We start from the raw sequence: 18,764 nt of genomic DNA, 5'->3' as shown, positions 1-18,764 counted from the left end.
GAGCAGAGCTTGACCGCACTGCACTCCTTCTCACAACCTCAAGTCCAAGCTTGCTTTGCTGTTAACTGGCAAAAAACTTGGCTTATAAATATATACTGGTCCACATCGGGGGGAATGGAAAGGGTTCGACTGAGCTAACTCACTTTATTGGAGGGACTAGGCACACCAGGTCGGGCTACCATAGCTCGCGAGGTTAGCCGTCGATCTAGGAGTCCAAGCTCCTGGATCGCCGTCCATCATGGGTCACGCAGTCTGCGGTACCAATAAGGCCTCCAGCTTAGTCTTGGTAATCAACATGCGCTTGGACGCATTCTGTTGGATCATCAGGTATCCGCGGACATCGGCTGAGCTGATCGGAAACTCATTGGAGGTCTCCTCACGGATGACCTTGGCGATTTCTCGCGGGCTCATGCCCGATTCGTCGAGCTCGGCGATGCGATCGTGGTTCTGTTCGCGAAACGGTTTTGCTAGTGCAGGCATAGGTATTCCTCTGTGCCGTTAATTGGAGTCAGGAAATTCGATAAACTGCCTGACGACTGAGAGATTAAGCCCCCATTCGAGTCACGGCGACTCCTCCAGGGGAGCCCCTGAAAAGGTTTTGACAAATGCCAAGAGCTGTGTATACGAGATCCGACCTGCGAGTGAAGGATGGACTCGAGTGCTTGTTCTGGATGGAGATCGCAAAGCGGAAAGCGCGGGTATGCCAGGGAGATGCATTTGCATCTCTTCTCGAGATTCGACAAGAGGTACAAAATTTCCTCTTAGAATCCTCATCCGAGATGGAAGACCTCTGTGATGACGGGGACTTTGTTTTTCTGGACTGCATACAGTTTGGAAACCATGTGCTTGATAGAGTCAAAGATCCCGATCACTTTTCGCTTATAAAAGCCACTTTAAAAAAGCATGGAAGATCAGCAAGAGAAGCATTCGGCACCCTCAGCTACCTTAAAGGTTTCTGGCTTTCAGACTTTATAACCGAAATAGACCTCCCACAGATACATGATTGGTGGTCATATATAATATCTGGCGAAGGGCGAAATGAATTAGGAACCAAAGGTAATTTCTCAACCCTAGGAGAGGCCCGTCCAGTTATCGCAAAGGAGGAGGTTTTATTCCATGGTGATGACCAGCCCACTATTCGCGAAGGAGATGCAGTTCAGACTGTAATTTCCCTTCAAGACCCTATGCATTTTCCTAGACGTATACGTGCACGACAAGTTCGTGCTTACACCACGGAGGACCACAATATAAAAATCGATGACCACAAGCTCGAAGACCATATAGTGCTCAGCTTTGACTTGTCAAAACCATTGCCGTCGATGAGGGAAGTTGAGCTCACTCTTCGCCTAAAGCATCGGGCAGTTAATGCGCACCGACAAATGCTTGAATTTAACAAGCTCATTGACGCTGGAATCCTGCCTGAGATCGAGGATGAGCCGAATGAGTTCAAACCTCAAGAGTTACTAGATCTCAACTTCGACTTACCCGAAAACCATAAACTAATGGTAGCCACCAAAAGCGCAAGACCCCTGATGGCAGGCCTTTATTGCTGGGATCTGACCATGAAAGGTTTCACCGATGCGAAAGCTGCGGCAAAAACCTCAACCGATTTACGCGGTTTAAGAGGGGTTGAAGTAATCCACCCAAAACAAGCCTTAACCGCATTGAAAACGAATGTCAGGCCTCTGATATTCAACTATGAAACGAACCTTCTGCCATGGAACTCTTAGCCGCTTCGATCCACCAAATGCGGCCCCCTCATCGCCAGCCGCACTGGTTTATCACCCGCGGGGCACAACGGCCTCATCTGACGCTGCCAGCCAAACCGGTCGGAGGCTGAGTAAAGAGTGCACATTTTTTCGCACAAATTTCTAGTCGCTCAACGTCAACAATTCCAAGCCTTCCGTAGCTTTTTCACAGGCGGTTTGTACCAGCTTTCTGCACATTTTATTGCGCAACATGACTGTATTTAGAATTCTAGTACTCAGCTCGTCATTCCCTGACAGGTGTTGGAGCCTGAAGCACCGATGCTTCATGAGACGTCGCGAAAAAATTTTGACGACGGCTGAGCAGGTGTTCGGCAATCGTGAACTGGCTGAAGCATGGTTCACCAAGCAGGCGATCGGACTCAGCCGGCGTCTGCCGTGCATGCTATTGGAAACCGATCAGGAGTACACGGAGGTCGCGGATTTCCTATTACGGCTCGACTACGGTGTCCATTGATCGCCACGCGTACTGTAAGTAGCAGGTGCTGCCTGCTCCGATGCTGACCCAGTCGAGTACGATGACCGTGACGCAGGGTTGCAAATTTTCTACAGGGGGATCATCGCTCAGTTTCAGTAGTGATGAGGCGTGACGCTCCAAACGACTACGGTCCGTTTGTCAGTAGCATTAGCAAACGCGCGTGGCTCTGGACACTTGAAGTGGAAGCCGGTTGGTGTTGAGCGTGATTAAGGAATTGATCCTGTCGATCGGTGTGTTGACAACCAAACGTCGGAAAATGCGTAGAAAGCAAAATGCCGGAGTTCGAGCGGCGCGTGCTGGAAGTGCTCCGCGAGCCCCTGGAATCGGGCGAAATCGTGATCGCCCGGGCCAAGGACAAGATCCGCTTCCCGGCCCGCTTCCAACTGGTGGCGGCGATGAACCCCTGCCCCTGCGGCTACCATGGCGACCCCACCGGTCGCTGCCGATGCAGCAGCGACCAGATCCAGCGCTACCGCAACAAGCTCTCCGGCCCGTTGCTTGATCGCATCGACCTGCACCTGACCGTCGCCCGTGAAGCCACGGCGCTCTCGCACTGCACCGACAACGGCCCCGCCAGTGCCCACATCGCAGGGCAGGTGGCTGCCGCACGCGAACGACAACAACAGCGCCAGGGCTGTGCCAACGCCTTTCTCGAGCTGCCCGGCCTGCGCCAGCACTGCGCGCTGTCCGCTGAAGATCAGCAATGGCTGGAAACCGCGTGCGAACGACTAACCTTGTCGCTACGGGCCGCGCACCGCCTGCTCAAGGTGGCGCGTACGCTGGCCGATCTGGAACAGGCCGCACACATTGCGCGCGTGCACCTGGCCGAGGCCCTGCAGTACCGCCCCGGGCCTTAGGTGCCTTGACGCCCATCGGTTTGTGCAATGCCGGGCGCAGCCTCATCATGCGCCCTCACTGTTCAACGCTGCCGCCGTAGCAGCCCCCTGGCTTCAAGGCAGGGGAAATCTTTGTCATCGGTGATCCAAGAAGTGCACAGATGTGTACGCGTGAGGAACTGCATCTGATGGAAGCGGCAGAACTGGCGCGAGATAGTCTTGCCGGTCTGAGCCCCGATGAGGCCGATTTCATGATGAGGCACCAGGCCGAAATCGCAGGATTACTAAGTGACGTGAGTCTGTCGATGGGGGTGGCCCAGGCCATGATGGCGAGGTCATTCGAAGACCTGAAGAATACACTGCATCAGGTCGAGCTCTTGCATCAGCAGCAATTCTCCAAGCATGGCCATTTGAAAAGCCCACAGTTCTTCGCTTCCCGTAAAGAACTTTTCAAGCGTATGGAAGCGCAGTTGCGGATAGCCTTCCTCAACAAACCGATGAACCTGGGCAGCCATGACACCTTGCGCAGAGGCCTTGGAATATCGAGCAGGAGTCTGGTGCATCATTGGAGCAAAGCGGGCGTCCCAGGACAAATTCCGGGATATGCAACGCATCTGGAGAAGGTGGCAAGGATGTCAACGTACCTGAAGACCGGCGGGCACATCGGCATAGTGATAGGTGCTGCTTCTTCGTACTTCAAGATTCGAGAGGCGTGCATGGCTGGAGAAACCAAGGCGTGTAAAAAGATACGCTTCACCGAGGCTGGCAGTTTCTTGGGAGGGCTTGGTTTTGGTTCACTGGGGGGCGCCGCTGCAAACAGGGTTTTCGCGGTAGGTTGCTTGAGTTTAGGACCGGTGAGTGCGACCGTTTGTAGTGTCGCCATCGTCGGTGCAGGGGCTTTAGCAGGGAGTCTGGGTGGTATGTCAGGTGGTGAATGGCTAGGGGAAGTTATCTATGAGCACGCCCAGCCATGATGGCCTTCTGGGAGTCCCACTGGGCGCTGGCGTTTATGTTAACCCCCTGCTTCTTGGGGATCGGGGGCCTCTTGTCAGAGGTACAACTTGCCCATTCTCGACATTTTTCAAGTTTGCTTCACGCCTTTCGGCGCAGTGACTGTCTGCCCAGATTCTTGCAGATATGGGGAACACACGGCTTCATTGCTCGATGCATGATCGTATCAGCACTCAGCGGGATCATGTTGTATGCAAGACGCTCCATCAAACGAGGGCAGCTGGATCCGAAGGACTTTCATGAATTCCCTCTTGCGCTCAAAAGGCGCCTGACTATTACCTCATGGCTGATCATCATTGGGTTTGCCTGGTTCATGTTTGGCGTAGGCCTGCTCAACTTGAGCAAGCCGTAACGGACGGTAAACCGCCGGCTCCCCAAGCCCCTGACGCAAAAACAGGCAAGTGTTGAAGAGCAGGCAATAAGGCATTTACCAATCGAATCTGAGCGCTACAGCAACGCGCTCAAGCGCAGCTGCGACGCCTGCGAGCAGAACACCAGCCGCGCATCCCCGGCCGACATCACCACGGGCACCAGGTCCAGGCGAATGCGCGGCAGCAGGCGGTTGAGCATCTGCTGGCAATCCCGGCGCAGGTAGCTGTCTTCGCCGGTCAGGCGACTGACCAGGCGGAAAGTCAGCGAGTCCCGCGCCAGTACCAGCAAAATGTAGCGCCGCGTGCCGGTCTCGCGCAGCAGCCACACGCCGGTCGCCAGTTTCAGCAGCGGCGTGAGCGTCTCGATCAGCTTGTTGCGCTCCACGGGCACCAGGTCGTGGGGCACCCACTCGCCGTCTTCACCGTCATCGTCGCTATCGGCACGCTGCAGGGCATCGGCCTCGCGCCGATAGTGCTCGGCCGCGCCGCGGTCATCGCTGCGCAGGGCCAGCACGCTGAGCTTGCGCAGGCTGTACAGCTGCAACGGCCCGCGCTGCTCGGCCACCTGCCGCCACAGTGCTGCGGCGGCGTCCGGGCGCCCGGCCTGGGCATGACACTCGGCCAGCTGATAGCGCACCGCCGCGTCCGGCGCCTGCTGCAGTGCATCTTCCAGCAAACGCAGCGCCTCATCGCCCGCCTCGCCAAGGGTGCGGTACAGCCAGGCCAGCCGGGCAATCTCGTGGCCCGACAGCGCACGGATACGCCGTTTGCGCTGCAGGTCGTGCTGCTCGGCCACCAATGCCTCGCGCTCGTCACGGGCGCGCTGGCAATGCCGGGCATTGTCATCGGCCTGCTGTTCGTCCAGGCGCTGCGCCAATGGCAGGTGCTGCTCACCCAGCCAGGCCTGCGCCGCGCTGGGCTGGCTGCGCTGCCACACCAGTGCCGCATCGGGCTGATCGGGTGCCCCCCCCAGCGCCGCCAGGCGGTCGGCCAGCGCCGGGTGGGTATCGCTGTCGTCGGTCTCGTTGCACAGTGCGCCATGCAGCCAGCTGCGGGCCTCGGCAATGTCCTGCGGCAGGCTCGGCGCACCGCTGCGGGCCAGGTCGGTCAATGGCGTGGCGCTGCCGGCAAGAAACACCTTGGGCCAGAACGCCTGCTCCAGTGCCCGCCCCTGCAAGGCCAGGCCGACCAGCGCCTCGCGCATCGCCTCGACCCCGCCTACCCGCGCCGCCTCGGCGTCGGCCTGGTACTCGCAGCGCCGCGCAAAATCCATGCTCACGGCCAGAAAACGCGGCACGTACCAGCCCACGAACAGACGCAGCGGCGCGCTCGACAACGAGCGATGGCGCTCCAGCCGCTCGCTCGCCGCCTGCCATTGCAGCCGTGCGAAATACACGCGGCTGGCATAGCGGCCATGACGCTGGGCGATGTGCGCGCACTCATGCGCCAGGATCGCCGCACAGGCCCGTGGCGACAGCGTGTCGAGCAAGGGCAGGCCCAGCCACATCACGTTGCGCGTCCTGCGAAACAGTACGTGGTGCTGGCGGATACTGGCGTTGAAGTCGTCGTTCAGGTACACCGCATCCAGCGCAGGCGCGCCGAGTGCCAGGCGCAACCGCTCGATTTCCTCGAACAGCTGCGGCGCGTCCACTACCTGCAGGGCGATGCCGTCCTCGCTGGAATCGGCACGCGTCGCAAAGGGCAACTTGAGCATGCTGTAGCCGAACATGCCCGCTGGCAGGGTCACGAACCCGGCCAGCAGCCCCGCAGCACCGGGCAGCCACATGCACATCGCCAGCGGCAGCGCGCACAGGGCCAGCCCGCCCACCAGCAGAAAGCCGTTGCCCAGCAGCAGCCAGGCACGAAGTCGCAACCGTTGCAGTGCGGCCATGGGCGTTACTGCGCCGGCTTGGGCGGCAGGTCGTCGGCGCCGACCTTGCCACGCCCCAGGAACGCACCGAACACGCTGGTGACACTCTTGAGCAGGCTGTGGGAGTTGAGCACCTCGTACTGGACTTCTTGGATGCCTTCGTTGTCGGGCAACTGGGTCACGGCATGCTGCGCCCACTCGATGGCAGCGAAGCGGCTTTGCTGAACGCCCTGCCCGCGCAGGTAGGCCAGTGCGATCTCGGCACTGGTACGCGCCGAGACCCAGTCATCGTCACAGTCGACCAGCGAACGCAGGTACTTCACGCCGGTTTCCTGCTCTTCGGCAGTGCCGAAGTCGCGCAGCAGGATGCCGATGCGGATGCGCGCGCGCTGTTCTGCCCGCGACGATTGGCGGGCGCCTTCGAACAGGCGCAGCACCTCGTCGAGGTTGGCACGCACACGCATGTCCAGCTCGTCGTCGAAAAGCTTTTTCCAGGCCAGGTTGAACATGCTCTGCGGGCAGCCGTCCTGGGCACCGCGCTCCAGCCAGCGCAGGCTTTCGCCCTCGTCCACATAGCGTTGCGGGGCCTCTTCACGGGCACCGGTGTGTACCTCGTGCAGGAAATAGGCCGCGCCCGGCAGGCCACGCTCGCCCCATTGCACCGCCAGGAAGTAACCCTCGTCGTGGCGCCCACCGTCCCACAGGAATGACGGCAGGCTGACGATGTCCAGGCCCGAGTCCCCCAGGTCGTGTTCGCCCAGCACCCGCGCGCGGTCCAGCAAGGCCGGCACACACTGCGGGTCCTTGTCGAAACCCCACAGGCCGAACTGGTGACCGACAGCCTTGATCGCCACCGGCACGCCCAACTCGTTCATCGCGCACATGCGCTCGACCGCCACCTTGAAGGCACCGGTTTCGTCGGCCATGTTGGCCACCATGGTGAGGTAGACGAAGCTGTGGAACGGCCCCTCGACATGGCGGAAGTACTCGCCTTCGGGGAAGGCCTGCACGCTCGCGACCTGCATCGCCATCGCACGTGGCTGGTTGTCCAGCGAGTAGCTGCAGAACTGGCCGAAGTAACCCAGCGCATAACCGCGGTAGGCTGGCAGCAGGTCGCGCTGCAGCCAGGCCTCGAAGTGCTCGAGGTACTCGCGTGCAGCGTTGAATTCCTCCTTGGCGGGGTAATCCTCGTGGATGTCGTAGAACGCCAGCCAGCGGATCGCATTGCGCTGCGCCTCGCTCAGCGCGGCGCACAGCGGCCCGCTGGCAAAGCCTTCGATGTCTTCGTAGCTGCCGCCCCAGCGCGGCAACAGGTAGTTGGCATAGTTGAGCAGCGCTTCCAGGCAGTCCGGGCGCCACTCCATCACGCGGTGCAGCCAGTAATCCTGCCCCTGGTCCATCTCGTGCGCCTGGCGTTGCGGCAGGCCGGCCGGCAGCGCCGTGGGGGCCTGTTGCAAGGGCGTCAGGCCGTAGTGGGCCAGGTGTTCGACCGCCATCTCCAGCAGTTCGGGGTCCTGGTTGTCGCTGGCCATGCCCTTGGCAGGCTCGCCACCGAACAGCGCGTTCAGCCACGCCGGCTCGTGGAAGTGCGCGCACAGCTCCATCAGGGTGACGCCTGCAGCCACCGGCTGCGGCGAACGTTCGAGCGCCGCCAGCAGGTGCACCGCCGACAGTTCACAAGCCAGCGCCGCGCCCAGCCAGCAGTCGTCGGTCACGCTGTTGGCCCAGCCGTTGCCGCGGATATTGCCGGCGCGGCCATAGCAGTAGTTGCCCAGGAACAGGCGCGGATGGAAGGCATCCGGGCAGGCGGCGACCCAGGCCTGCAGAAAGCGTGCGATCTCCGGCGCCGGGGTCACACTGAAGTCGAACAGCGTGCCGGTGCGGGCGGTGTCCAGATAATGGTGGGTGCCAGGCTCGGCGCTGCTCCACTCGGCCTGCAGGGCATCGAAGTAGCTGTTCAGCTCGGCGAAGGACTCGGTACGAACCAGGTCACGCAGGTGGAGGCGAATATGGGGAATGTTGTGCAAGTGGCACCCTTCAAGTCCGTTTTAGCGAGCGCGTTCAGCGCAAAGGCGCTCATGATGGCGGCGAAGGCTAAACGACACTACCGATTGGATCCAGTCCAATTGAAAAAATCGCGGGTGTTAATGATTCTCGACCGGGCGCGAGCGGTACGGGGCGTTGAAAATGCGGGCAGGGGGACGGCATGCGGGCAATGCCGAAGGCCATCGACCAGGGCATCCCTGTCGATGGCCGCGCACTGGAGCGGGGGTTACAGCAGCACGCGCAGGCACTGCCCGGCGTGGTACAGCGAAAAGCCGGTTTCGTAGAAGCCGGTGCGCAGCAACGGGGCCGATACCGGTTTCATCGGGGCGAACGGGATCGGCAGTGCATCCGGATCGTCCTGCAGCAGGTACTGTGCGAAGGCCCTGCCGATCACAGTACCGGTGGTGTTGCCACGGCCGTTGTAGCCGGTGACCGCAACGATGCCCGGGGCCGGTTCGAACAGGCGCATCAGGTGGTCCGGGGTGAAGTCGATACAGCCGGTCCAGTGCATTTCCCAGTCGACCTTGCCCAGTTGCGGGAAGTAGTGCCCCTGGATGCGGTCGGCCCAGCTGCGCACGAACCACGCCGGCTTGTTGTCGACCCGGCCCATGCTGCCCAGCAGCAGGCGGCCCTGGTCGTCGCGACGGATGCTGCTGAGCACCGTGCGCGTGTCCCACGAGCCCTGGCCGTGCTTGAGCACGTTGTCGGCCGCAGCGCCCTGCAGGGGCTTGGAAGCCACCTGGTAGTAGTAGCCGCGAAAGTACTGCTTCTGCAACGCGGTCCAGTCGCCCTCGGTGTAGGCACCGGTGGAGATCACCACCTTGTCGGCGCTGACCGCGCCATGGGCAGTCTTCACCAGCCAGGCGCTGCCTTCGCGGGTGAGCCCGGTGACAGCGGACTGTTCGAACACCTGCCCACCCAGACGGCGTACCGCAGCGGCCAGGCCACGGGTGTAGCCCATGGGGTTGATGGTGCCGGCGCGGCGGTCGAGCAACGCGGCGGAAATCTTGTCGGTACCGCAGTATTCCTGGCACTGCGCACCGGTCAGCAGCTCGACGTCGGCACCGCGTCGGCTCCATTGCTGGTGACGCGATTGCAGGTCGGCTACGCCGTTGGCGTTGTGCGCCATGTGCAGGGTGCCTTCGTTGCGTGCCTGGCAGTCGATGCCCAGGCGTTCGATCATGGCGAACACCTCGGCCGGGGCTTCACCCAGTACCTTGTTCAGGCGGCTGCCCTGTTGCTGGCCCAGGGTGGCCTCGACATCGTCGGGGCGGATCCAGGTGCCGGCATTGACCAGCCCGACGTTGCGCCCCGAGCCACCATGGCCGATGACACGGGCTTCGAGCAGCGCGACGGACTTGCCCTGCTCGAGCAGGTTGATGGCCGTGCACAGACCGGTGATACCCCCGCCGATCACGCACACATCGGCCTTGATCTGTGCCGTCAGTGCGGCGGCAGGCGCCGCAGGCGGAGTGACGAACTCCCACAGACATTCTTGACGCAGGTCGGTCATGGCCGCCTCCGTTGGTTGGCCTTGGAACGGGAAGTACCCTTCACCGGCAAGGCCGGCCCCTACATGGTTGCGGTAGGAGCCGGCCTTGCCGGTGAAGGGGCCGACGCGGTTATCAGTCGAACACGATGCCCTGCGCCAGCGGCAGCTCGCGCGAGTAGTTCACGGTGTTGGTCTGACGACGCATGTAGGCCTTCCACGAATCGGAACCCGACTCACGGCCACCGCCGGTCTCTTTCTCGCCACCGAACGCGCCACCGATCTCGGCACCGCTGGTGCCGATGTTGACGTTGGCGATGCCGCAGTCGCTGCCCGCCGCGCTCTGGAAGCGCTCGGCCTCACGCAGGTCGGTGGTGAAGATGCACGAGCTCAGGCCCTGTGGCACTTCGTTGTTCAGGCGCAGCGCTTCATCGAATTCGTCATAGGCCAGCACGTAGAGAATCGGCGCGAAGGTTTCATGGCGCACCACCTCGCTCTGACCAGGCATCTCGACGATCGCCGGGCTCACGTAGTAGGCATCCGGGTACTGCTGCTGCAACTGGCGCTCGCCGCCGAACACGCTGCCGCCGTCATCACGGGCACGGGCCAGGGAGTCCTGCATGGCGGTGAACGAACCCTTGTCGATCAGCGGGCCGACCAGGTTGTCCTGGCGCGGGTCGCCGATACGTACCTTGGCGTAGGCGGCTTTGACGCGGGCCACCACTTCGTCCTTGATGGAGCGGTGCACGATCAGGCGACGCAGGGTGGTGCAGCGCTGCCCGGCGGTACCCACGGCGCTGAACAGAATGCCGCGCACGGCCAGGTCCAGGTCGGCGCTCGGGGCCAGGATCATTGCGTTGTTGCCACCCAGCTCGAGGATGCTGCGACCGAAGCGTGCCGCCACGCGTGGGCCGACTTCGCGCCCCATGCGGGTGCTGCCGGTGGCGCTAACCAGCGGTACGCGCGGGTCGTCGACCAGTGCCTGGCCGGCGTCGCGGTCGCCGATGATCAGCTGCGCCAGGCCTTGCGGCGCTTCGCCAAAGGCTTTCAGGGCTTTTTCGAACAGCGCCTGGCAGGCCAGTGCGGTCAGCGGGGTCTTTTCCGATGGTTTCCAGATCACGGCGTTGCCGCATACCAGCGCCAGAGTGGTGTTCCACGCCCACACGGCCACCGGGAAGTTGAAGGCGCTGATCACGCCAACCACGCCCAGCGGGTGCCAGGTTTCACGCATGTGGTGGCCCGGGCGCTCGGAGGCGATGGTCAGCCCGTACAGCTGGCGCGACAGGCCGACGGCGAAGTCGCAGATGTCGATCATTTCCTGCACTTCGCCCAGGCCTTCCTGGGTGATCTTGCCGGCTTCGATGGATACCAGTTCGCCCAGTTGCGCCTTGTGCTCACGCAGCACTTCACCAAACAGGCGGATCAGCTCACCGCGACGCGGCGCCGGCACGTTGCGCCAGGCCAGGAAGGCCTGTTCGGCCTGTTCGATCTTGCCCAGTACCTGAGCCTTGGACTCCAGGTGCACCGAGGCAATCGCGCTGCCGTCGATCGGGGTGTGAACGGGATGGTTGCCATGGGTGTAGGCAGAGGCCGGTACACCCAGGCGGTCGAGCAATCCATCAACCATTATTCTTCTCCTGCAAGGCGGTGAGTGGTTGTAATTGGTGATGGGATCAGTATTAATCCGATCACTCTGGCGCTACAAACGACCTTTATTCTGCACATCATTCCGCCAGGTAATGATTCGACGGGTGAGTGATACCGCTATGTCCAAACGTCTGGTGCCGTCGATGGCCGCCCTGCAATGCTTCGAGGCGGCCGCCCGACACCTGAGCTTCACCCGCGCTGCGCAAGAGCTGCACCTGACCCAGAGCGCGGTGAGCAAGCAGGTGGCGCAGCTCGAAGACATGCTGCGCCATCACCTGTTCCTGCGGATCCGCCGACGCCTGCAGCTGACCCCGGCGGGCGCGCTGTACCTGGCCGAGGTGAACAAGATCCTCACCCAGGTCGACATGTCCAGCCGCTACATCCTGTCCTACGGTCAGCAGACCGAAGTGCTCAAGGTGGCCACCCAGCCGAGCTTCGGCGTGCGCTGGCTGATCCCGCACCTGAAGGGCTTCGGCAAGCGCTACCCGAATATACACCTGGATATCTGCAACGAGATGGAGCCTTTCGCACTGCTGCAGAACACCGCCGACGTGGTGTTCTTCTATGGCCAGGGCACCTGGCCGGGGGCCACGTGCATCGAGCTGTTCGGCGACGAGGTGGTGCCGGTGTGCGCCCCGGAACTGCTGCAGGGGCATACCCTGACCGAGGCCGGCGAGCTGGCCGAGCGCGTGTTGCTGCAAAGCACCTCGCGCCCGGAGGCCTGGCACGAGTGGTTTCTGGAACAGGGCCTGCACTCGGCCAACAGCTACCACGGCCCGCGCTTCGATACCTTCTATATGTGCGTGGGCGCCGCGTTGTCGGGCTGCGGCGTGGCGCTGGTGCCACGCTATCTGGTGGAGCAGGAACTGGCCGAGGGCAAGCTGGTGATACCGTGGCCCTACGCGATGCGCAGCAGCGGCGCGTACTTTGTGGCGTTCGCCGAACATGCCGCCGAGGTACCCAAGGTGCGCAGCCTGGTGGAATGGATCCGTGAACAGGCGACCGCGCCGAGGTCCTGAATTACAGGAATGATCCCTCGAATTTTTTTCGCTTGTGCCCGGCCTGCATTCCTCGCTTTCATGTAAGGGTGACTTTTACCACCAGGAAGCTTTCGATGCCCGCTCAAGATTTCGTCAGCCCGGACAGCATTCGCGCGCAGTTTTCCGCGGCCATGTCGCTCATGTACAAGCAGGAGGTGCCGCTCTACGGCACCCTGCTGGAACTGGTGAGCGAGATCAACCAACAGGTGATGACCCAGCAGCCCAAGGTGGCCGAGGCCCTACGCTGGACCGGCGAGATCGAACGCCTGGACCAGGAACGCCACGGCGCCATCCGCGTCGGCACCGCCCAGGAACTGGCGACCATCGGCCGCCTGTTCGCGGTGATGGGCATGTACCCGGTGGGCTACTACGACCTCAGCTCGGCCGGCGTACCGGTGCACTCCACCGCGTTTCGCGCGGTGCACGAGCAGTCGCTGCACATCAGCCCGTTCCGCGTGTTCACTTCGCTGCTGCGCCTGGAGCTGATCGACAACCCGGCCCTGCGCGAGCTGGCCGCATCGATCCTGGCCAAGCGGCAGATCTTCACCCCGCGTGCCTTGCAACTGATTGCCCAGTTCGAAGCCGACGCAGGCCTGAATGCCGCCGACGCCGAGGCGTTCGTCAATGAAGCACTGCACACCTTCCGCTGGCACCACGACGCCACGGTCACGGCCGAGCAGTACCAGCAACTGCACGACCAGCACCGCCTGATCGCCGATGTGGTGGCCTTCAAGGGCCCGCACATCAACCACCTGACACCGCGCACCCTGGACATCGATGCGATCCAGGTCGGCATGCCGGCCAAGGGCATTCCGCCCAAGGCCGTGATCGAGGGCCCGCCACCGCGTCATTGCCCGATCCTGTTGCGTCAGACCAGCTTCAAGGCCTTGCAGGAGCGCGTGGCATTCACCGACCAGCAGGGCAGCGAAGGGGGCAGCCATACCGCACGCTTCGGCGAGATCGAGCAACGCGGCGCGGCGCTGACCCCCAAGGGTCGCGTGCTGTATGACCAGTTGCTGGACGCAGCGCGGGCCGACCTGGGCGGCGTGCCGGCCGAGGCCAATGCCGAGCGCTACATGAGCCTGCTGGGCAAGCGTTTCGAAGCCTTCCCGGACGACCTGGCGCAGATGCGCGAGCAGGGGCTGGCGTACTTCCGCTACTTCCCGACCGAAGCCGGCCTGAGTGCCCGCGACCAGGCGCAGCGGCCGACCTCGCTGAGCGCGCTGATCGAAGCCGGGCATGTGCACTTCGAAGCCCTGGTCTACGAGGACTTCCTGCCGGTGAGTGCGGCGGGGATCTTCCAGTCCAACCTGGGCGAAGGCGCGCAGAGCGAGTACGGCAGCAATGCCAACCGCGACGCGTTCGAGCAGGCGCTGGGCAAGTCGGTGCAGGATGAGCTGGCGCTGTATGCCGAGAGCGAGCGGCGCTCGCTGGCAGCGTGTGCGCAGGCGTTGAACCTGCCTGGGCTGATTTAACAGCTTCGCCGGCAAGGTCGGCTCCTACACTGCAGGAGCCGGCCTTGCCGGCGAAGGGGCCCTTAATGCCCCACCTCAAACCGCCCCACTTCTGCCCGCAGCTGCCCCGCCAAGCCCTCCAGCTCCCGCGCCGTAGCCGCCAGGTTGGCTGCCACCTCGCGCTGCTCGCTGTTGGCCAGCGCAATACTCTGCAAGTTGCTGCTCAGCAACGTCGCCGTGCTGCTCTGCTCCTGAGTCGCGGTGGTGATCGCGGCAAACTGCTGCCCCGCCGCCCGGCTCTGCTCGTCGATGCGCGCCAAGGCCTCGGCGACCTTGGCATTGCGTTGCAAGCCCTCCTCCATCAAGCGGTTGCCCTGCTCCATGGTGCTGATGGCGTTGCCGGTCTCCTGCTGAATGCTGGCGATCATGCCGGAGATCTCGTCGGTGGCTTCGCGGGTGCGCGCCGCCAGGTTGCGCACCTCGTCCGCCACCACGGCGAACCCGCGCCCCTGCTCGCCCGCCCGTGCCGCCTCGATGGCCGCGTTCAGCGCCAGCAGGTTGGTCCGCTCGGCAATCGAGGTGATGGTGCCGACAATGCCGCCAATCTCCTTCGAGCGCACCCCAAGGGTATCGATCACTGTCGCGGTGCTGCCCAGCGCCTGCGCGATCTGCTGCAACGAGGTGGACGCTTCGTCCATCGACGCACGGCCAATGCGCGTCTGCTGCGCGTTGTCCTGGGCCATGCGTTCGGTGCTGCCCATGTTGTCAGCGATGTTCAGGGAGGTGGCGCTGAACTCCTCGACCGCACCGGCCATGCTGGTGATTTCGCCCGACTGCTGCTCCATGCCCTCGCAAGCACCCGACGACAGCCCCGCCAGCGCCTGAGCACGCTGGCTGACCTGCTGCGAGGCATCACGAATGTGCAGCACAGTGCTCGCCAGCGCTTCGCTCATCTGATTGAAACTGCGCGCCAGTTGGCCGATTTCGTCGTGGCTGGCCACCGCCAGGCGGGCACTCAGGTCGCCCGCGCCCAGGGCCTGGGCCTGACGCACCAGGTCGGCCAGCGGCCGCAGCTTGCGGCGCAGCAGCCACAGGGTGGCGCCCACCGCCAGCATCATGGCCAGCAGGCTGCCAATGGCCAACCTTGCGCCCACGCTCCAGGTCACGGCACGAATTTCGGCCTTGGGCATGCTTGCCAGTACTGTCCACGGGCCGTCGGCAAAGGGCATGGCCACGCTGTAGAGGGTTTCGACCCCATCGTTCCAGAAGCGCCCTTCCCCTGCATGCGCGGCAAACCCGCCCAGTTGGTGGGCAGCCAGTGCCGTGTCGCTGACACCTGCTGGCGCCACCAACCAGTGTTGCTGTTCGTCCAGCAGCGCCAGCGACCCCGTCTGGCCGATACGGAAGCGTCGGAGGTTGTCGAACTGGGCGTTCTGCGCGTCGGTATAGTCGAAGCCGACGAACAGGACCGCGATGACCCGTCCCGACACGTCACGCACCGGTGTGTACTGGGTCATGTACGAGCGCTCGAACAGCACGGCACGCCCCACGTAGGGCTGCCCGGCCATCAGCCGCGCGTAGGCCGGGTGCTGGTGATCGAGCTGAGTGCCGATGGCGCGGCTGCCGTCCTGCTTGGTCAGCGATGTGCTGATACGAATGAAGTCCTCACCGCTGCGCACGAACACGGTGGCAACACCCGCCGTCATCTGGCGAAAGTCGTCAACCTCGCGAAAATCGTTGTTCAGCGCATGGTCCGCCAGGTACAGCGCCGGCGTGGCCACTCCGGCCACGCTGAGTGACTGGTCGGAGGCAAGCCGCAGCCCGCCGGCAAAGCGTTTTTCGAACAGGCCACTGAGGCGCTGGGTACTCTCGCGCAAGGTGCTGTGGAACGTGTCGAGCTGGTCGGCGAGCAGCCGTGCCTCGCTGGCCAGGTGTTCCTGGCGGGTGATCAGGTTGGCGCTGTCGAGCGAGCGCAGGGCAAACAGCGTACTGCCGGTAATGACGACCGCCAGCACGGCGGCCAGGGCAATACCGAGTTGCGAGGCAATTCGGGCACGGGGTTGGGACATGGAAGCTCCTGGCAATGGGGGCCGGATCATCCTGATCACGCTGCACCGTCGGCATGGGGAAGTGGAGCCATTCTGGTTGCGGCTCTCGACCCCACTGATTCGGCGGCGTCATCGATTACTTGAGTGCATCACAGGGATATTCTGCGCAAACGTTCAATCGCCGATGTTGGGCTCATTTGCCCCCAGTATCTGCACCTTGGGCAGGTCCATCGCACGGGCCTCGCCCTGCAGGAAGTCGCTGAGCCGGCGCAGACGCTCGCCACCGGGACGCGTGCGTGGCCACACCAGGTAGTAATTCAGGCCGCTGGCCACCGCCGTCGGCCAGGGCAGGCTCAGGCGCCGCTGGGCGACATCCTCGGCCACCATCAGCAAGTCCCCCATCGACACACCATACCCTCGCGCGGCAGCGATCATGCCCAGCTCGAGGGTATCGAACACCTGGCCGCCCTTGAGCGAGACCTGTTCGGTCAGCCCCATCTGCGCCAGCCAGCTGCGCCAGTCGCGCTTGTCGGGCGTGGGATGCAGCAGTTCGCAGGCCTTCAACTGCTCCACGTCCCAGGGCGTCTGATCAAGCAGCGCGGGCGCACCCACCGGTATCAGCAGTTCAGGGAACAGCGGGCTGACTTCCCAGTCCGGCGGAAAATGCCCGTCGCCCAACAGCACTGCGCAATCGAAGGGTTCATGGTTGAAATCCACATGGTCGACGTCCATCCAGGCACTGGTGAGCTGCACCTCGTTGCCCGGCTGCAAGTGGCGAAAACGGCTCAGGCGCGCCAGCAGCCAGCGCATGGTCAGGGTCGAAGGGGCCTTCATGCGGATCACCCCATCTTCGCTGTGCAGGGTGTTGCAGGCACGCTCAAGTGCGGCGAAACCCTCGCGCACACCGGGCAACAGCAGGCGCGCCGCCTCGCTCAACTGCAGGGTGCGGCCATTGCGCAGAAACAGCCGGCAGGCGAAGTGCTCCTCCAGCGTGCGGATGTGCCGGCTGACCGCGCTCTGGGTTATCGATAACTCATCGGCGGCACGGGTGAACGAACTGTGCCTGGCAGCGGCCTCGAACGCCCGCAAGGCGTAGAGAGGCGGTAAACGGCGTGACATGCGGGCGTGCTCCAGCAATGAAATACGGGTTGGCACGGATCATACTCACATGAGTTTTAATCATGCCAATGATCGTTTTTATCCTTTTGTGCAATGGCCCGCAAAGGCCGAGAATCCACGGCTCACCCTTCCCTTTTCAGGAGCTGCATCATGCAGGCTGCGCCCGTTACCGAACTCAAGGCATTGCTACGGCTGGCCGGGCCGCTGATCGCCTCGCAGTTGGCGCACATGCTGATGCTGCTCACCGACACCCTGATGATGGCCAAAATCAGCCCCGAGGCCCTGGCTGGTGGCGGGCTGGGCGCGGCCAGCTATTCCTTCGTGTCGATCTTCTGCCTGGGAGTGATTGCCGCCGTCGGTACCCTGGTCGCGATTCGCCAGGGTGCGGGCGACAACCCCGGTGCCACGCGCCTGACCCAGGCCGGGCTGTGGCTGGCCTGGGGCATGGCCATCGTCGCCGCGCTGGTGCTTTGGAACCTGTCGCCGGTGCTGCTGATGCTGGGCCAGACACCTGGCAACGTGGCTTTTGCCAGCCAGTTCCTGCTGGTGCTGCCGCTGGCCCTGCCCGGCTACCTGAGCTTCATGGCGTTGCGCGGGTTCACCAGTGCACTGGGGCGTTCGACGCCGGTGATGGTGATCAGCCTGGTCGGCACCGTGGTCAATTTCCTGCTCAACTACGCCTTGATCGAAGGCATGTTCGGCCTGCCGAAGCTGGGCCTGATGGGCATCGGCCTGGTGACCGCGCTGGTGGCCAATGCCATGGCCATCGCACTGGCGCTGTACATCCGCCGCCACCCGGCCTACGCGGACTTCCCGATACGCCAGGGCCTGAGCCGCCCGCACCTGCCGGCGTTGCGCGAGCTGTGGCGCCTGGGCCTGCCGATTGGTGGCACCTACATCGTGGAGGTCGGGCTGTTTGCCTTCGCAGCGCTGTGCATCGGCACCATGGGCACCACCGACCTGGGCGCGCACCAGATCGCCCTGCAGATCGTCTCGACCGCGTTCATGATCCCGGCGGGCCTGTCATACGCGGTGACCATGCGTGTGGGCCTGCATTACGGCGCCGACCGCCTGCTGGCGGCGCGTCAGGCCGGGCGCGTGGGCATCGGTTTTGGCGCGGCGATGATGCTCGGTTTCTCGCTGCTGTTCTGGCTGATGCCCGAGGCGCTGGTGGGGCTGTTTCTGGACCGCCAGGACCCGGCCTTCGCCGATGTGATCCGGGTGGCGGTGAGCCTGTTGATGGTGGCGGCGTGGTTCGAGCTGTTCGACGGTATTCAGACCATCGCGATGGGCTCTATTCGCGGGCTCAAGGACGCCAAGACCACGTTCCTGGTGGGGTTGGCCGGGTACTGGCTGATCGGCGCACCGGCGGCGTGGGTGTTCGCGTTTCCCATGGGCGGCGGCGCGGTAGGCGTGTGGTGGGGGCTGGCGCTGGGGTTGGCGTGTGCGGCAATCGGGCTGACGGTGGCGTTCGAGTGGCGGATGCGGCGGTTGCTGGGCAGTTCGCAGATGGCACAGGTTTCTGTACAACCTTGAGGGCCTGTTCGCCGGCAAGGCCGGCTCCTACCCTGTTTCGCGCATGCCGGCGA

13 protein-coding genes and 1 pseudogene are annotated in these 18,764 nt (G+C 63.2%); 7 read left to right on the top strand and 7 right to left on the bottom strand.

Features of this window, described 5'->3' with window-relative positions:
• Window positions 1-243: 243 nt before the first annotated feature.
• The gene (locus DN387_RS14230; protein ID WP_236171746.1) at window positions 244-480 is read right to left on the bottom strand and encodes a hypothetical protein; all 237 of its coding nucleotides are present in this window, start codon (window positions 478-480) and stop codon (window positions 244-246) included.
• Window positions 481-662: 182 nt separating this feature from the next.
• Here DN387_RS14230 and DN387_RS14225 point away from each other — a divergent pair, with 182 nt between their 5' ends.
• The 4 genes and pseudogenes from DN387_RS14225 to DN387_RS14210 all read left to right on the top strand — a co-directional run bounded on the left by DN387_RS14225 (window position 663) and on the right by DN387_RS14210 (window position 4,054).
• Complete coding sequence (locus DN387_RS14225) at window positions 663-1,730, top strand: hypothetical protein (RefSeq protein ID WP_236171748.1); 1,068 nt, start codon at window positions 663-665, stop codon at window positions 1,728-1,730.
• Window positions 1,731-2,034: 304 nt separating this feature from the next.
• Window positions 2,035-2,223: an antitoxin Xre/MbcA/ParS toxin-binding domain-containing protein gene (locus DN387_RS14220; protein WP_236171750.1), complete on the top strand. Its 189-nt coding sequence runs from the start codon at window positions 2,035-2,037 to the stop codon at window positions 2,221-2,223.
• Window positions 2,224-2,513: 290 nt separating this feature from the next.
• Window positions 2,514-3,101 (top strand): annotated as a pseudogene (locus DN387_RS14215) (ATP-binding protein); the annotation flags it as partial.
• A gap of 167 nt (window positions 3,102-3,268) precedes the next feature.
• A complete protein-coding gene (locus tag DN387_RS14210) occupies window positions 3,269-4,054 on the top strand; it encodes a hypothetical protein (protein WP_156326230.1) in 786 nt (261 codons plus the stop codon).
• Window positions 4,055-4,538: 484 nt separating this feature from the next.
• Here the strand turns inward: DN387_RS14210 and DN387_RS14205 are convergent, their stop codons facing one another.
• From DN387_RS14205 to DN387_RS14190, 4 genes are all read right to left on the bottom strand, one after another.
• Window positions 4,539-6,353 (bottom strand): M48 family metalloprotease, encoded by a 1,815-nt coding sequence (locus tag DN387_RS14205; RefSeq protein WP_054915478.1) that lies wholly within the window; start codon window positions 6,351-6,353, stop codon window positions 4,539-4,541.
• Window positions 6,354-6,358: 5 nt separating this feature from the next.
• Window positions 6,359-8,359 carry a DUF4034 domain-containing protein gene (locus DN387_RS14200; RefSeq protein ID WP_043863345.1) on the bottom strand — a complete coding sequence of 667 codons (2,001 nt, stop codon included), beginning with the start codon at window positions 8,357-8,359 and terminating at the stop codon, window positions 6,359-6,361.
• A 245-nt stretch (window positions 8,360-8,604) separates the two neighbouring features.
• Complete coding sequence (locus DN387_RS14195) at window positions 8,605-9,891, bottom strand: FAD-binding oxidoreductase (RefSeq protein WP_043863344.1); 1,287 nt, start codon at window positions 9,889-9,891, stop codon at window positions 8,605-8,607.
• 112 nt (window positions 9,892-10,003) lie between these two features.
• Complete coding sequence (locus tag DN387_RS14190; protein WP_054915477.1) at window positions 10,004-11,494, bottom strand: aldehyde dehydrogenase family protein; 1,491 nt, start codon at window positions 11,492-11,494, stop codon at window positions 10,004-10,006.
• A 139-nt stretch (window positions 11,495-11,633) separates the two neighbouring features.
• On the opposite strand from DN387_RS14190, the gene DN387_RS14185 reads away from it, so the two are divergent.
• Both DN387_RS14185 and DN387_RS14180 read left to right on the top strand, forming a co-directional pair.
• Window positions 11,634-12,533: a LysR family transcriptional regulator gene (locus tag DN387_RS14185; protein ID WP_043863342.1), complete on the top strand. Its 900-nt coding sequence runs from the start codon at window positions 11,634-11,636 to the stop codon at window positions 12,531-12,533.
• Between the two features lie 95 nt (window positions 12,534-12,628).
• A complete protein-coding gene (locus tag DN387_RS14180) occupies window positions 12,629-14,029 on the top strand; it encodes a VOC family protein (RefSeq protein ID WP_054915476.1) in 1,401 nt (466 codons plus the stop codon).
• 62 nt (window positions 14,030-14,091) lie between these two features.
• Here DN387_RS14180 and DN387_RS14175 read toward each other — a convergent pair whose 3' ends face one another.
• On the bottom strand, window positions 14,092-16,077 hold the full coding sequence (locus tag DN387_RS14175) for a methyl-accepting chemotaxis protein (RefSeq protein ID WP_054915475.1): 1,986 nt from the start codon (window positions 16,075-16,077) through the stop codon (window positions 14,092-14,094).
• 153 nt (window positions 16,078-16,230) lie between these two features.
• Window positions 16,231-17,175 carry a LysR substrate-binding domain-containing protein gene (locus DN387_RS14170; RefSeq protein ID WP_043863339.1) on the bottom strand — a complete coding sequence of 315 codons (945 nt, stop codon included), beginning with the start codon at window positions 17,173-17,175 and terminating at the stop codon, window positions 16,231-16,233.
• Between the two features lie 150 nt (window positions 17,176-17,325).
• On the opposite strand from DN387_RS14170, the gene DN387_RS14165 reads away from it, so the two are divergent.
• The gene (locus tag DN387_RS14165; protein WP_054915474.1) at window positions 17,326-18,711 is read left to right on the top strand and encodes a NorM family multidrug efflux MATE transporter; all 1,386 of its coding nucleotides are present in this window, start codon (window positions 17,326-17,328) and stop codon (window positions 18,709-18,711) included.
• The last annotated feature ends 53 nt before the right edge of the window (window positions 18,712-18,764 follow it).

The sequence above is a fragment of the Pseudomonas sp. FBF18 genome (assembly GCF_024261405.1).
GTDB lineage: Bacteria > Pseudomonadota > Gammaproteobacteria > Pseudomonadales > Pseudomonadaceae > Aquipseudomonas > Aquipseudomonas palmensis.
The sequence above is the reverse complement of the archived record's forward strand: the minus strand, read 5'-3'. Positions and strand labels throughout refer to the sequence as shown.